The following is a 14,510-nucleotide window of genomic DNA, read 5'->3' as shown; positions in this document are numbered from 1 at the left end:
ACCTGCACACTGGCGACACAAATAGCTGGCTTCTCGATGCGTCAATTGGCGGTGTAATATCCCGAGCGGCTGATTTGTAATATGCGACATGCTTGGCTGATGGCCTTCTGTTGCCATTGCTTAATGAGGTTGTAGATCATCTCAATTCGCGGGCAAAGAAGGTCAATGCATTTTTAATAGTTCATTGTCAGCGTGCAGTTGGCGGATCTCGGTCTCCAGTTGGCGGATGCGTTGCTGCTCGACAGTGACAGGCTTACCGATACTGGGTTTACCTAGTTGCTCAGCCCGATATTGTTCAATCCAGCGGCTCACCGCTGTACGGCCTATGCTCATGTCTTTTACAATTTGCGTGATACTCAGTCCTTGATCAACTACCATGCGTGCAACTTCTAATTTAAATGCGGCTTCGTAATGCTTGCGGTGCTTGCTCATTGCGATTCCTCTCTAGCTGAATAATAATCCTATCGAGGTGTGCGTTTCTATTAGACCACTACAGGATTAGGCAACTGCCGCATTGTCTGCTGACTTTCAGAGGTGACTCTACCTATGTGGTGAGCGCCCGGGTAAGCTCGGTCGAGGTTCCGAAAACACAGTCACCATCGTTGCAGCTGTGCAGATCACAGTGGACGGCTAGTCGGTCGTATATCAGGCAGCAACCGACGCTACTCAACCGAACTGACATATCTCAATCTTCGAGAGACTTCCCTGCAGAAGATGCATAAATTCAAACAGACAGTTTGACTATTCTCAATCATATGTCGATAATTTTTACACATGTGCTTTATGTGTTCGTTGATAATTATGAAATAAAAATGTCGCATTATTTCAGACTAAGCATTAGTGGTGTCCACTATTGAAAACTAATGGAATTTATTTTCATCAATGTGTGCATATAGTGGAGCATTAAATGCTATGATTTTTTTATCATGCGTTCTATGAATAGGATTTAGCGGAGTCTTCCACGGTTTGCCCATTTTGGGTGGATGGCGGTCATGGCCTCAGCCCACCTTCTTTAGCAGGTGGTAGTTGAGTAATAAATACTATTAATAATTTCATTGATTTTATTGAATTTATACATTTAATGCTCAATCTGGCATTATTAATTAGTATTTAGAATTTTTTACAGAGGGTTGCTCTTAAGTTATGAAATTGAAACTAATTAGAGGCGCTGACTATGAATCAGACAAGAATCGATGCTACGATTGAGCCGGACAAGATGTGTTTGAGCTGATTTGTATGTAAGCTACACAATGCGCTACCTTCAACTTCAAGTTCACTTGGCCGAATCACATAGTATGAACTGCCAGTTCTCGACTTTCAGATACTTCACTCTTGAAAATGCATAGACCAAAACGATCTGACCTCAGATTTGCAGTTGAATGTCGAAAATTTTTACATGTGCACTTCATAGGCATTATTTTTCCCCGTGTTAAATTTTTATTATTATGATTAATAAGCTTTATTTTTAAGTGGTACGTATTTTGCTTTAAGTAGAGTGAGGCTTTTAATGATTTTTGGGCCGAAGTACCCGAATATTTTAATTACAACTTTTAAGAAGGAGAATTTAAATGATGAACAGTAAGCTGAAACACTATGCGATTAGTGCTGCAGTTGTTGCAGCCTTTACTTGCAGTTCAGTGGCGAGTGCCTTAACACTCACTAATGCTGACGGTAATCATAACACTTGGGGTGGGTTTGACTGGGCCTCAAATGGTACAGCCGTTGTTGATGGTTTTAACTCAGGGGCATTAACTGGGCTGACCACTACTTTTGACTTGACGTACTATGCTAAAGCCAGCAATGTCCTTGATATTAACGGTCTCAATATTCCGATGTTGGGTATATTTCTGGATACCTATGAATATACTATTGAAGCCAAAATTAATGAGACTGGTACGTGTACAGCAGATAATGGTGTAATTTGCACAGCGTCTACTTTTGCTGTTAACTCTGGCACATTCTCTATTTGGTATGACACCACTCCCGATGTAAATATGGTAACTGGAGCGGGCATTACCGATGGTATAGAGATAATCACCGGTTCGATATTGGCCCAGCCAGGCGGTGGATTTGACATCCTTAATGGCGGACTTGCTACCCTTCAGGCGGTAATTACAAATACAAATAATACTTATATTAATCCAGATTTGGCTACGTCAACAGCAACAACCTCTTTGCAACTGGGCGCAAGTCAAACTGGATGGGTTACTCCCAATCCTAGTATGCCTGATGTTGGCGGCGGCACTCAACTTTTGCCAGCAGGCCATATAGCACTGCAAGCTGACGGTAATCAAAACTTTATAGCAAGCACAGTGCCTGAGCCTGGATCTTTGGCTTTGCTGGGCTTAGGTCTGACTGGATTGTCGTTAGTGCGCCGTCGTAAGAAAGCTTAAGCGCGATAGCGATTCGTATCTCGAAAGGGCCAGGTTTAAACCTGGCCTTTTTTGTTATATGCGCTTAGTCGTCATTACGGTCAAAACTTGCTTTTGGTAAATCGTAGGCTCGGCTTAATTCATATAGTCGTACCCTCCAATAAAGTAGTTGGCAATGCATCACAATGTAATAGTGATAAAGCCAAGCTGCGGACTGATAATTGCTTATCTAAGACGCTTAGCCGGCACCCCTCCCCAGACTTCTCCAGGGCCGATTCGGGTGTCTTTCAGCACGACGGCTCCGGCCGAGACGATGGCATCGTCGCCAATGATGACGCCACACATGACGATAGCGGTAGCGCCGATTGTGACGTTGTTGCCGATTCGTATGCGGGATAGCGTGAAGTGGCGCCCTTCGATGGCATGGCAAAAAAGTACGGCATCGTGGCCAATAATGCAGTTGGCACCCAGCTCGGTCAATGGCGGATCTAGCAGGGTGCCGGCACTATAGGTGTTGGCACCCATCCGGGCGCCAAGCGCTTGATAAATTAACCGCATCAACGGCACCGGTATAAAATGAGTGCGGATTAAACTATTGAAAAGCATGAGGTAGAAAAGGATATTGACTTGGGCAGCGAATTCATCACGCGATCCTTCATCCAAGCTGCCTTCAACTAATGGCATGAAATGCAGAAAAAGTCGATACATGACAAAGGCGTATAAATAGATGATTACGACTGCTCCTCCCACCATAGCAATTCCTCGAAAATCACCGAGCGATAACGATCCAAGTAACCCGTAAGTGGTAGTTACGCCAAGCACCAGAATGGTGCCGAGAAGCAGAAAAAACAACGCGACTTGCGGCAGGGTGATTTTACGCATAATTACTCTCCTGATTGGACTTTGCTAACCCAAAACTTCAGATATGAATGTTCGAAAGCGTTGCCCAGCATCAACTTGTCTGAATTGCTCACCTGTTTGCTCGGCTGTCCGAGCGTAAGTGGGGTTGCTAAGCAGGGTATGGACGGCATCTTTCAGTTGACCAGGTTGAACATTCGCGGCACGCAGACTTATACCTGCTCCCAATCGTTCAATGGCAACCATGTTCAATAGTTGATCCATATTGGAGCACAGACCAATGATCGGCAGCCCGCTGGTAAGTGCCTGATAGGTGGTTAGGCTGCCGCCGTTACAGATTATTACTTTCGAGCGACGGGTTGCGATGTCTAAGGGCAGGTAGTCGATAATGTACGCATTGGCTGGCGTATCGGCCAGCGCGACTTTCCCAGCTGTGGCGACGATAACTGTAAGCGGTAGTCGCGATAAGGCGGTGAGCACCATCGGCAGAAGGTCGGCCTGCCCAGAGCTACCCAAAGTCAGTAATACTACCGGCCTGTCTTCGGGCAGGCTGCTCCACCACTGTGGCAGCGGTGTTTTGGCGGTCCAGAGCACTGGGCCGAGATAGCGATGGTGGGCTGGCAAATTGCGAGTTGGCACAACTTCGGAGGTGTCCGCATATAGAACATGATCGCCCCAAGTATAGGCATTTTTAATATCCAGCCCCAGAGACGGTAGCCCATAGCGGCGACGCAGCTGGTTCAGTGGACGTGCATGCAAGGCAAAGGCGATGGGTCTCGCGGCATCGAACAATTTTTGCGCAAGTCTGATCCCCAGAATTCTGGTTATAGGCAGATCCGGTACTGGATAATTGGTGTCTGCAAACGGGCTCCAGTAAGCATTAACCACTGCGGCATAAGGAATATGGCGCAATGGGGCACTCACCGCCAAAGACAGTCTGAAGTCTCCGACAACTAAATCGGGTTTGACGCTGTCGAGTAACTTTAAATCGTCTTCAACGTAATTGGTGAGCGTCTCAACACTATATAGCGGCTTGCCCTTGTTAAGGGCTTGCTCGAATTCGGCGGATGGAATGGATCGAATGGGATGAAACTCACAGTCAAAATTTTTTTCCAAATTAATATAACGAGGATCAGAGGCGATAACAACTTCATAGGTAGAAGGATCTAGCGCCCTCGCCAGGGTCACAATCCTCGCGAAATGCGCAAGAGTGACCGCTTCAGCAACAAGGAGAACGACAGGTTTGCTTCGAATTTTCATTGCACTCACGCCCAAGAAAGTAATACCATAACACGGGAATTATTATGCGCCATGACTTATTGGATTTTAAATGGGAGGTACTGGATGGGCGGCACCGAAACTATAATCCAGCTGTCATTGCAAGGCATGAAGTACTGTCAATGCAATGTATCAATCAGCGAAACACATTGTACCCTATGCGGATTTTGTGCTTCCAATGTGTTGTGCGCTTTCTGCTGATGCGTCCTGCACGGTTGATTCCGCTCCTACAATGATGCTATTCCGTTATATTGATGGATTGCTCTGTAGTCAACTCAGACACATGGGAGTAATATGGCTAATTTGTTGATCGCCGCGCGCAATCTGGCCCGCAATCGGCGGCGAGCGCTGGCAGCCTTGCTTATGGTAGCTGTTGGTGTAATTGCACTAGTGCTTGCTGACGGCTTTATTCAGTGGGTTTTCTGGGGTATGCGAGAAGGCACCATCCAGTCCGAATTAGGCCATATTCAGGTTATGCGACCAGGATATCTCCATGCGGGTGCAGCCAATCCTTATGCTTATATTTTGCCGGAAAACTCGCCGCAGCGCAGCGAGATCGAGTCCGCTCCAGGTGTCAAGTTAGTGGCGCCGCGGCTGGCGGTGACGGGACTCATCAGCCACGGTGAGACAACCGTCGCATTTGTGGCAGTAGGTGTCGACCCAAAAAAACAAAAGGAAGCGGAGTTGAGTCAGGCCGTGCGTATTGTAGAAGGTCGGAATCTCAATGATGCGGCTGCAAAAGAGGTGGTTCTGGGGCGTGGTCTGGCGCGTAACCTTGATGTAAAACCGGGTGATACCGTGGCGCTGCTTGCGACCGCTTCAGGTGGTGGTATCAACGCCGCCGAGATGAAAGTTGCCGGAGTGTTTGTCAGTCCCAACCAGGCTTTCGATGATTCCGCTCTGAATCTGCCCATCAGTCAGGCGCAATCACTGCTTCGCGTTAGCGGTGCCCACGTTTGGCTAATACTACTTAATGAGACTGATCGCACGGATGATTTTCTCGCGCAGTTCCGCAGCCGCTTCCCTGCATCGGCGCATAAGTTGGAGTTTGTGCCCTGGTATCAGCAAGCAGATTTTTACAACAAGACGGTGGCGCTATTTTCGCAGCAAATGAACGTGTTGCGGCTGATTATTGGCTTCATTATCGTGCTCAGCATTTCCAATATGCTTGTGATGAATGTGCTTGAACGTACTGGTGAAATTGGCACGCTGCTAGCCATCGGATTCAAGCGAAAAAAAATCCTTCAAATGTTCGCTATTGAGGGACTTTTGCTCGGGCTGGTCGGTGCATCCATGGGACTAATTGTAGGTTACGGGCTTGCCGAATTGATCTCCTCAATTGGTATACCTATGCCGCCACCCCCCGGCATGGAAGAAGGGTACACTGGCAAAATTCGGATTACCCTGAACGTAATGGTGACTGCGTTTCTGATTGCGTTTATTACTACTGCACTGGCGGGTTTATACCCGGCATGGAAAGCCTCGCGCCTGCAAATTATTAACGCGTTGCGGCATAATATTTGAGGATATGCGGAAGCCATGTTAAAGCTCGCCTTTCGCAATATCTTCCGCAATCGTTTGCGTACTGCGCTGACGTTGGCGGCAATTATCACTGGGGTGGTCTCCATTATCATCAGTGGTGGTTTTGTCGAGGATGTGTTTGTGCAGTTGCGCGAGTCGACAATACATTCGCGTATTGGGCATGTGCAAGTTTTGAGGAGCGGCTATCTCGAGTATGGTCGGCGTGACCCAGCGCGATATATGATAACGCGTCCGAAGGAGGTAGTGGACGTGGTACGTACTATTCCGAATGTTCAGGCCATCATGGCACGTGTGAACTTTTCCGGATTAGCTAACAACGGTCGCGCAGATTTGCCCATCATTGGCGAAGGCATCGAGCCGGACAAGGAAGCGAAGTTGGGAACCGCCACTACAATCGTTGCCGGCCGGTCGCTGCGGATTGCGGACGCATTTGGTGTGGTTGTTGGAGAGGGTGTTGCCGCTGCTCTTGATTTGCGTCCTGGCAGCTTCGTGACATTGATGGTGAATACATCTGAAGGCGCTCTGAATATGCTCGAGTATGAGGTCGTGGGCGTGTTCCGTACATTCTCTAAGGAATATGACGATCGAGCCGTACGAATTTCGTTACCAGCCGCAAAGGAGTTGTTGTTCACCCAGTCGGTACATAGCGCTGTCGTGTTGCTGGACGATACTACTGTAACTGACACGGTGACAGCGATCGCCAGATCCAAGTTAGAACCGCTTGGCTATGTCGTAAAGCCTTGGCATGAGTTGGCCGATTTTTATCAAAAAACTGAGGCATTGTATCGGCGCCAATTCGGGGCGTTGCAGGCTATTATTCTTGTTATGCTGATTTTAAGTGTGGCCAGTACCATCAATATGGTGGTTTATGAGCGCACTGGCGAATTCGGAACTTTACTTGCCTTAGGGCAGCGTCGGCACCAAATTTTCAAATTGATACTGCTTGAAAATGGGCTGCTGGGTTTGCTCGGCAGCGTGCTCGGCGTAGTCATTGGAGTCGTGCTTGCAGGCATTATTTCGGGCATCGGCATTGCCATGCCGCCACCGCCCGGCTCGAGCTCTGGCTATACTGCTACAATTGTACTGGTACCGAGGGTGCTTGTGGCAGCAGCCCTGATTGGCGTGCTGGCGGCGGTTATGGCTGCCGTGCTCCCAGCTCGTCGCGCCTCACGCTTGCCGGTAGTTGATGCACTGCGCCATAATATTTGAGGGAGGTGAAATGCAGTATCAGCGACTGAGCTTTTTCAGATAGTCCTTGGAGAATATTTTGTCTGGCAGGTCGCGTATAACCATGTCGCGATATTCAAGAGCTGAACGACGACCATGACGCAGACTGTCTTCTATGATTAGTTGGGTTGGTCGCAGATCACCACCCAGCGCACGATACGCTTGGTAATGGCCGGTTTTTAGTAGTCGGCCTGAGAGCGCATAGAATTCAGCTTTATAGGGGCGATTGTTTTTTTCGTTTATCCAGAAGAGCACCTTGCTATACGTGACCCCACGATCGACTGCATCTAGTTGCAGAACGCGGTAGGAAACGCCGTCAATATTCTCCGTGCGCAGGAGCTTGGGTTCGTAATCACCCACGAAATTGGCGCGAGCTAAGTCACCATTCGCAACTTGGCCAGTCAGTTTCTGTGAAAGCGGCAAACGAATCGGTTGAGACAGGTTGGGCAGAAAGGCCCATAGGTCACGATCCCGCATCAGTAGTATCTGACCGCGGTCCACCGCAGGGGCCGTGGTCTGAACTAGGGTCTGGTTGTTGCCTTTAGAGAGTATCCGGTAAACACGTACATCTTCATCGGTGCCGGGTTCTGTTGTCGTGATAGTCACGTCAACCTGGAAGCCTTCGTCAGGAAAACGAATACGGTCTGCTTGCGATAGGATTTCACGTGCAAAATTGTTGTTACTTGTTTTGTCAGCAGCCACTGTAGTTGTGCAAATCGACAATAACATCGTAATCAGGAAGGTGCGCCAGAAAGCTTTGAGTTGGTGGCGCTTGATGTGAACGTTGAGCAAAGTCATGAATTGCAGATAAGGATAAAGTATAGACATAGTGTATGAAGTGATCCGTCAATCCAAACCAGATTATTAAAGACTGTAGAATATCATACGATAAAGTTAAAGATAGGGGCATGTTTTTGTCAAGCAAGAAGTAAGAATCTGCTTTTTTTGGCTCTATTTGATTCGTGGCGTATAACCTTTCGTTAAATACAAGATGAACATCAAGAAATAGTTAATTAAAAATTAAATTAACTTTGATCAACTCTCAAGAAACAGTAATTATATTTTTTGAAAATTTATAACAAGGGCAACTGGCATCATGCATAAGCTGCAACAGCCTGTGGCGAAAGCGTCAAGCCGAGTTCTTGTATACTCAGATGACGGTTCAATGGCGATTGCTTAACTGGCTTTTTATCCGAAAACGACGCTAATTCACCATAGCACTGTTTCTTGCCAACGACTTTCGGGCGAATATCATAACTCAGTACGGATGTACTTTTAAAAATCCGTTCGTCCTGAGCTGGTCGAAGTATTGACGGATTGCTAGCAGCCTGTCGAACTTAATGAATCGTAGCAAAAATTGAGCTAAGCGGTGAAATATACACCGCTTAGCTCAATTTTCAGCCGATTTCCTTTAAGTCTGACAGGCTGCTAGACTTAAGGTTAAATGAAATATTTGGGTTGGTTATTCTCCGCTGTGCCGACGATAGCTATTACACTGCTCAACTTTCGGCTGGCTTAAGGCGAACGGATATATTTCTTCTGCGGGAGGTTAAAAGTTGATTGCTCACGCTACGTCACGTAGAGCCATGTTGTTTCATCACAAGTTTTGTGATTGGTTAGTCGGTAGGCGGTGTTGTGGCAGTTTTTTGATAAACAGGATCGACAGGCGCTACATAATATTCAATCTCCAGCACTGATTACAAGTTTGGCAGCGCTGCGGAATGCGAAATACAATTGACGCACCTTCGTGTCAGTTCCAGACATTGCCTGAGTTGACGGTCATTATTATCTTGGAAGTTTTGGAAGCAGTAGTGGTGTCTTGCTGAATGGAGGAAAAATGAAACATAATCAACGATATGGCGATGATATTGCTGTTAACTGTACGCAACCGGAGCTTGTTCCCGATAGTGAAAATGCTGTTGAATCCGTGCCGATAATTGTTGAGGTTCGATCAGTAGATAAGGAATATTATTTAGGCAAGCAATCAGTTAATGCATTACTTAACATATCGCTCATTATCCATAAAGGCGAATTCATGGCACTGGCAGGGCCGTCAGGGAGCGGCAAGTCGACCCTGCTCAATCTGATTGGTTGTATTGACACTCCGACCTCGGGAAGCATTCTGATCGAAGGGCTGGATATAAGTGGTAAAACGCCAGATGAACTGGCTGATCTTCGATTGAATACACTAGGATTTGTCTTTCAGACCTTTAATCTGTTGCCGGTACTTTCAGCTTGGGAAAATGTTGAATATCCTTTATTGCAACAACGAGATGTAGATAAAAAAACACGACAGGATCGCGTGCGGCATTACCTGAATATGGTTGGACTAGAGCCTTATGCGCACCACCGCCCTAATGAGTTGAGTGGCGGCCAACGTCAACGAGTCGCGATTGCACGCGCCCTTGCCACCCGTCCAAGCATAATTCTTGCAGATGAACCGACTGCCAACCTGGATCACAAGACAGGTGAAGGTATCCTCAGATTGATGAAAGACATTAATCAGAATGAGGGCACAACTTTTGTTTTTTCCACTCACGACGCACGGGTCATGGAGATGGCCGGTCGGGTGATTAAACTGGCCGATGGTCAGTTGGTAGTATAGGAATACCTTATGAGAAGGAATGTTTACCCCAAAAAAAGTCAGCGAGTTTATCGGCCAAGATTTTTCAGTGCTTTGCTGCTAGTCCTGTTGTTAAACGTTGCACCGGCAGACGGAGCAGAAGGCAAAGAAAATAACGTGAGTGCGCAATCTTTCGACGACCTTTTTAACTTCTCTGCTCCCAGCCCCGAGGAACCCGTTTCGGAGAATGTACTGGCTAGCATCGTTCTGCCTGTTGCGCAAGTGACCGAGAAATCTGACCTACCCTTTAACCTGCGACTGACCGGTTTTTATCAAAATAAGCTTGCTTATACCTACGCCGACAATCAGCATTGGTCCAGGTTCAACAACATTCTTGACCTTGCTACTCAGGGCCGCACGGAGGGTGGGATGGCGTGGAAATTGGGCGGGCGTATCAATTATGACCCGATCTATGATCTCACCGACTTTTATCCTCAAGCGGTGCGCAAAGATCAGCGATTCGAGGCCATGATTCGTGAGGCTTACACGGATATTTCTACTGGGAACTGGGACTTTCGTTTAGGAAGGCAGCATATTATCTGGGGAGAGATGGTTGGGTTATTTTTTGCCGATGTGGTCTCGGCCAAGGATTTACGCCAGCATGTACTACAAGATTTCGATATTATCCGTATTCCACAGTGGGCTGCACGGGCTGAGTATTTTAAGGGGGATTTTCATGCTGAAGGGGTATGGATACCTTACATGAGCTACGATGATATAGGAAAGCCTGGGTCCGAGTTTTACCCGTTTAATCCGCTTCCCATTCCCGGCGTTAAGACGATCATTGCTTCAGAAAAAAAGCCCACTGGCCTGAATGACATGGCTTATGGCACGCGCTTGTCCTATCTTAAGAGCGGGTGGGACATCTCCGGTTTTTATTACACTGCCAACGATCCAGCGGCGGCCTTTGCGCGTCAGGCTTCACTGCTGCCTACCCCCGTTATCACCTTTCAGCCCATTCACGATCGTATTCACCAGATAGGTGGCACATTAAGTAAGGATCTTGGGCCGATGGTGCTCAAGGCTGAGGCAATATACACCAGAGGCAAGCAGTTCAGTACGATAAACGCGGCTGATGTGGATGGTCTAGTTAAGCAAAATATTTTTGATTACGTAGCGGGCTTAGAATGGAATTTTCCGCAGGAAACGCGATTTAACACTCAAATATTTCAGCGTTTTTTTCAAAATTATGATTCAGGAATTATGCCACGCAAAACCGAAAGTGGAATTTCATTGTTGCTTACTACCCATGCGCTCCACCCTAAACTCGAACCTAAAATGCTGCTGGTCAGAAGCTTGAACCGCAACGACTGGTTCGCCCAACTTAAACTTACCTACGAGCTAGATGGTAATTGGCGGCTGGCAACAGGAGCCGATATCTTTTCAGGGCATCATACTGGTCTGTTCGGGCAGTTCGACAACAAAGATCGGGTTTATACAGAGGCGCGATACAGCTTTTGACTTTATTTCGCGCTAACCAACTGTCCAACTGACAGGCGCAAGGATCGGCTGGTTGCCGAACGCCCGTTGCCGATTCGCCCTAGAAATACAGCCTGGCCTACTGCGTCGTTCTGCAGCAACCGGGAAAGCCGAGCGCCCAGGTTTGCCGCTGTTTCCGTGGCGCCGGGTAGGCGGCTAAATGCCCTCTCTTCACGCACATAGCGGCTAAATATAAGTGGAGTCATTTCGGGCTGTAATTGAAGGCTCAGACTTGTGGCTGTTAGCCAGAAGCGCTGAACCGCTCGGCCTGCAGCCACGTAATCGTCGATCGTCTCAGGCGCTTTGTGCGCCAGAAGGACGAAATGGGCGGCACAAAAAAGACCAGGCAGCAAGTCCATTTCAAGCCGCGGCACCAAGTGTCCGGCCAAGTAAGTGTTAAAAAAATCAACACGTCGCCAACTCGCCATGATCCAGTTCATCAACTTTAGGGTCATTTTGTCCACCCCTAAGGCCTGATCGGGTACTTTGTCCTCGCTGTATCGGGCGTTCCACTGGATGATGTCACGGTGGACGAGATAGGCCTCCGGCAGTGTGAGTCTGAGCTTAGCGTTGTCAAACATCAATTTAGCTAATTGCCAGCGTTGTGTTCCACCTTCGAACCAATGCACCGTGTAAAATTTTCCCACAGCAATTTGCAGGGCCAGTTTCTGCGATGCGTTGAGGGGGGTGGTACGCATGGGCCGACGCTGGACAGTACGTTGTTTTATGTAGGGTAATAAGGTGTCTAGCGGTAAGTGGCTGTCTGGGATTAATTTCACGAAGTAGTTAGGATGGGTATCCGGTGAGTCAGGAATGCGCCTGAATTCTGCCATCAGACCATGGGCGCTCGCGGCTATGGCGAGGGTCTCGAGTAGCGCCCCCAAGGCAATTTGACTGGGATGCCCATCAAGGTCATAGATACAATGATCGCGGGTATCGAACGCATGGATGATCAGATGATGCTCGTCGAGGATTTCAAAGCGCCATGGCTGAGTGTTATCACCGGAGGGCGCCCAGCGAGCGAATTCAAGAATATCCGCGATGGGCTGAGGTGTGGGTTGCATTTATAGTCCAAGTTTGCGTTTTGCGATGGCGATGGCGAGACGCTGCAAAGGGTTGCGGTTGCCGCCGGGTCGCCAAGTTAGCTCTAGTTTATTGCGATAGGCATCGAAGTGGTAGCCTTTGGGCGCTGCCCGAACCGGTCCGCGCCCAAAGAGGATTTTAAGTGCTTCAGTCGCCGCGACGCCAGCGCAAAGCTGGCAGGCCATTATGGTGGACGGGCCTTTGCGATTAGCCAGGTCGACCGTTGATGGGTCAGCTAGGTAGTCCATTTGCAAGCGAGCGGGTGCTAGCCCCAGGAGAAAACGCAAAGGTTTTTCCGACTCGGGACAGTCGTCCAGGCGGAAGTAATCCTTAAAGCTCATGCCCCCAGGTAGAAAATTGAGTACTGCAGTACCCATCCCCAACGGGGCAGCTGTAATGGCTGGTATACCTTTCGCGGCACACTGGGCAAATGTTTGTTGGCGAGCCTGAAAAGCAAAAAAATCCAGCCCGTCGACGTAGAGATCGACTCCTTCCAGAAAGGCATCGAGATTGTTCTCCGTTACACCTTGGGTAAACCCGATGATGTCAAGTTCTGGATTAATGTCACGCGCTTGCTGGATCATGATATCTAGCTTGGGCTGGCCCAAGGTACTGACAGCAGCTCCAGTCTGGCGATTAAAATTAACGAGATCAAAGGTATCAAAATCGGCCAGATTAAATTTGCCTATACCCAACCGGCAAAGAGTTAATAGGTGTACCCCTCCGACCCCTCCCATACCCGCTATCGCTACCCTTTTGTGGCGGAGTTGATTCTGCTCATGCCGCGTTAGCCAGCCGATATTGCGGGAAAAGGCCTGCTCGTATTCAAATGTGCTCATAGTGGTGAGGCAGGGCCATATCCATCTCTCAATAAACGTTGGGTGATCCCCAGTTCATCTTTGTGGGGAAAGAAATAAGGGTAAATCGACCTAGTAGTTTTTGCGTCCGGCCCGAGGCCACCATATTTTTTAATTTGTTCAAGCATATAGGACATTTTTAGCGTCAATAGCACAGCCGGGGCATTAACGCGAGGGCACGTTCTCTCTGGGCCAAGTTGTTTAAAACCCATCATGCGCTCATAAAATATCACATGTCGAGGGTTGACCTCAATTAAAGTATCAGTGCAATGATGAATATTGCTTGCATATATATAGGCAACATGAAGCAACGCCGGCATTACTCTTTTGGATTTTAAATTCTGGTCAATCGCCAAGCGTGTGATATCGAACAGTTTACAACCCTGGCTACGTAGTAGCTCTACTTCAGGATGGTAAAGTTCATCAGCTGCTAAACCTTGGGGGGGGGAATCCAGACCTATGGTGAGGGTACCCACTAAGTCATCATGATAGTGGGTCACCAAGGTAATCTTGTTGGGGTCTGTTAAAGAGTCAGTGTCATAACCACGCCAACTGTACATCTTCTTGATCAGCAGACTGGCGGCTTCACGTATTCCTTGCGAATTAGCTAATCGGATTTGAAATTGTTGCTGAGCGAAGGGGATCTCTTTGATAGTCTCGGATGTTAATTTGGGAATTAACACATCTTGTAAGGGGTGTGGAGGAAACGTAATGAGGGCTTGATCCTCCTGATCCATAGAATTTGGCTGAGCAATCATTGGTAAAAAACCTCACTAGTTATGTTATTTAAATTAAAAATGATCATAAATTTACTACAGGCTAGTCATAATATTTTTCAGCAATGTGGTTAATGATTTTTATGCAAAGCATTTGTAAAGTACATATCGGTTAATTTGACGGATTATTTAATGTTATTTTGTCTCCATTTGGAGACAAAATAACATATTGATTTTATATATAACATATAAAAATACACTTATATTTGTCTCTAAATTAAGACACTTCTATGATTGTCGTCATTAGCTGTTTAATGTTATGCAACTGATTGAATATATTGAAAAAATGATGAATTTTGTGTTTTTCACTACCATATATTCCTAATTTCTGGACAAAAAGTATCTTCTGGTTTCAACAGCTAACGATTAAAGACCTAATTTAAGTAAAAAATATTAGATTTCAATATTGATTGCT

The 14,510-nt window shown here is 47.3% G+C and carries 12 protein-coding genes; 5 read left to right on the top strand and 7 right to left on the bottom strand.

Features of this window, described 5'->3' with window-relative positions; genetic code table 11:
* Positions 1 to 162: 162 nt before the first annotated feature.
* On the bottom strand, positions 163 to 432 hold the full coding sequence (locus MJ770_RS03915; RefSeq protein WP_239250301.1) for a transposase: 270 nt from the start codon (positions 430 to 432) through the stop codon (positions 163 to 165).
* A gap of 1,136 nt (positions 433 to 1,568) precedes the next feature.
* Here MJ770_RS03915 and pepA point away from each other — a divergent pair.
* Complete coding sequence (pepA, locus tag MJ770_RS03910) at positions 1,569 to 2,393, top strand: flocculation-associated PEP-CTERM protein PepA (protein ID WP_239250300.1); 825 nt, start codon at positions 1,569 to 1,571, stop codon at positions 2,391 to 2,393.
* Positions 2,394 to 2,597: 204 nt separating this feature from the next.
* On the opposite strand, the gene MJ770_RS03905 is transcribed toward pepA, so the two are convergent.
* Together MJ770_RS03905 and MJ770_RS03900 are read right to left on the bottom strand one after the other, a co-directional pair.
* A complete protein-coding gene (locus MJ770_RS03905) occupies positions 2,598 to 3,254 on the bottom strand; it encodes an acyltransferase (protein ID WP_239250299.1) in 657 nt (218 codons plus the stop codon).
* Positions 3,255 to 3,278: 24 nt separating this feature from the next.
* A complete protein-coding gene (locus tag MJ770_RS03900; protein WP_239250298.1) occupies positions 3,279 to 4,490 on the bottom strand; it encodes a glycosyltransferase in 1,212 nt (403 codons plus the stop codon).
* A gap of 312 nt (positions 4,491 to 4,802) precedes the next feature.
* Between MJ770_RS03900 and MJ770_RS03895 the strand changes: the two genes are divergently transcribed.
* Both MJ770_RS03895 and MJ770_RS03890 read left to right on the top strand, forming a co-directional pair.
* Positions 4,803 to 6,032, top strand: a complete 1,230-nt coding sequence (locus tag MJ770_RS03895; protein WP_239250297.1) for an ABC transporter permease — start codon at positions 4,803 to 4,805, stop codon at positions 6,030 to 6,032.
* A gap of 15 nt (positions 6,033 to 6,047) precedes the next feature.
* Positions 6,048 to 7,259, top strand: a complete 1,212-nt coding sequence (locus MJ770_RS03890) for an ABC transporter permease (RefSeq protein ID WP_239250296.1) — start codon at positions 6,048 to 6,050, stop codon at positions 7,257 to 7,259.
* Between the two features lie 18 nt (positions 7,260 to 7,277).
* Here the strand turns inward: MJ770_RS03890 and MJ770_RS03885 are convergent, their stop codons facing one another.
* Positions 7,278 to 8,105, bottom strand: a complete 828-nt coding sequence (locus MJ770_RS03885; RefSeq protein WP_239250295.1) for an outer membrane lipoprotein-sorting protein — start codon at positions 8,103 to 8,105, stop codon at positions 7,278 to 7,280.
* Between the two features lie 1,009 nt (positions 8,106 to 9,114).
* Between MJ770_RS03885 and MJ770_RS03880 the strand changes: the two genes are divergently transcribed.
* Positions 9,115 to 9,882 carry an ABC transporter ATP-binding protein gene (locus MJ770_RS03880; RefSeq protein WP_239250294.1) on the top strand — a complete coding sequence of 256 codons (768 nt, stop codon included), beginning with the start codon at positions 9,115 to 9,117 and terminating at the stop codon, positions 9,880 to 9,882.
* 9 nt (positions 9,883 to 9,891) lie between these two features.
* On the top strand, positions 9,892 to 11,361 hold the full coding sequence (locus MJ770_RS03875) for a DUF1302 family protein (RefSeq protein ID WP_239250293.1): 1,470 nt from the start codon (positions 9,892 to 9,894) through the stop codon (positions 11,359 to 11,361).
* A 2-nt stretch (positions 11,362 to 11,363) separates the two neighbouring features.
* Here the strand turns inward: MJ770_RS03875 and MJ770_RS03870 are convergent, their stop codons facing one another.
* Genes MJ770_RS03870 through MJ770_RS03860 form a run of 3 tightly spaced genes read right to left on the bottom strand, consistent with a single transcriptional unit; the run spans position 11,364 to position 14,077 of the window.
* Positions 11,364 to 12,443, bottom strand: a complete 1,080-nt coding sequence (locus MJ770_RS03870) for a molybdopterin biosynthesis protein MoeY (protein ID WP_239250292.1) — start codon at positions 12,441 to 12,443, stop codon at positions 11,364 to 11,366.
* Positions 12,444 to 13,301, bottom strand: a complete 858-nt coding sequence (locus tag MJ770_RS03865; RefSeq protein ID WP_239250291.1) for a ThiF family adenylyltransferase — start codon at positions 13,299 to 13,301, stop codon at positions 12,444 to 12,446. It abuts the gene before it with no gap.
* Entirely contained in the window at positions 13,298 to 14,077 is a 780-nt protein-coding gene (locus tag MJ770_RS03860; protein WP_239250290.1) for an N-acyl amino acid synthase FeeM domain-containing protein, read from the bottom strand. Before MJ770_RS03860 ends, MJ770_RS03865 begins: the two co-directional genes overlap by 4 nt.
* Positions 14,078 to 14,510 lie beyond the last annotated feature (433 nt).

This window comes from Candidatus Nitrotoga sp. M5, from assembly GCF_927904885.1.
In the GTDB taxonomy this organism is placed as follows: domain Bacteria; phylum Pseudomonadota; class Gammaproteobacteria; order Burkholderiales; family Gallionellaceae; genus Nitrotoga.
This window is presented reverse-complemented; position numbering and strand designations above follow the sequence as displayed.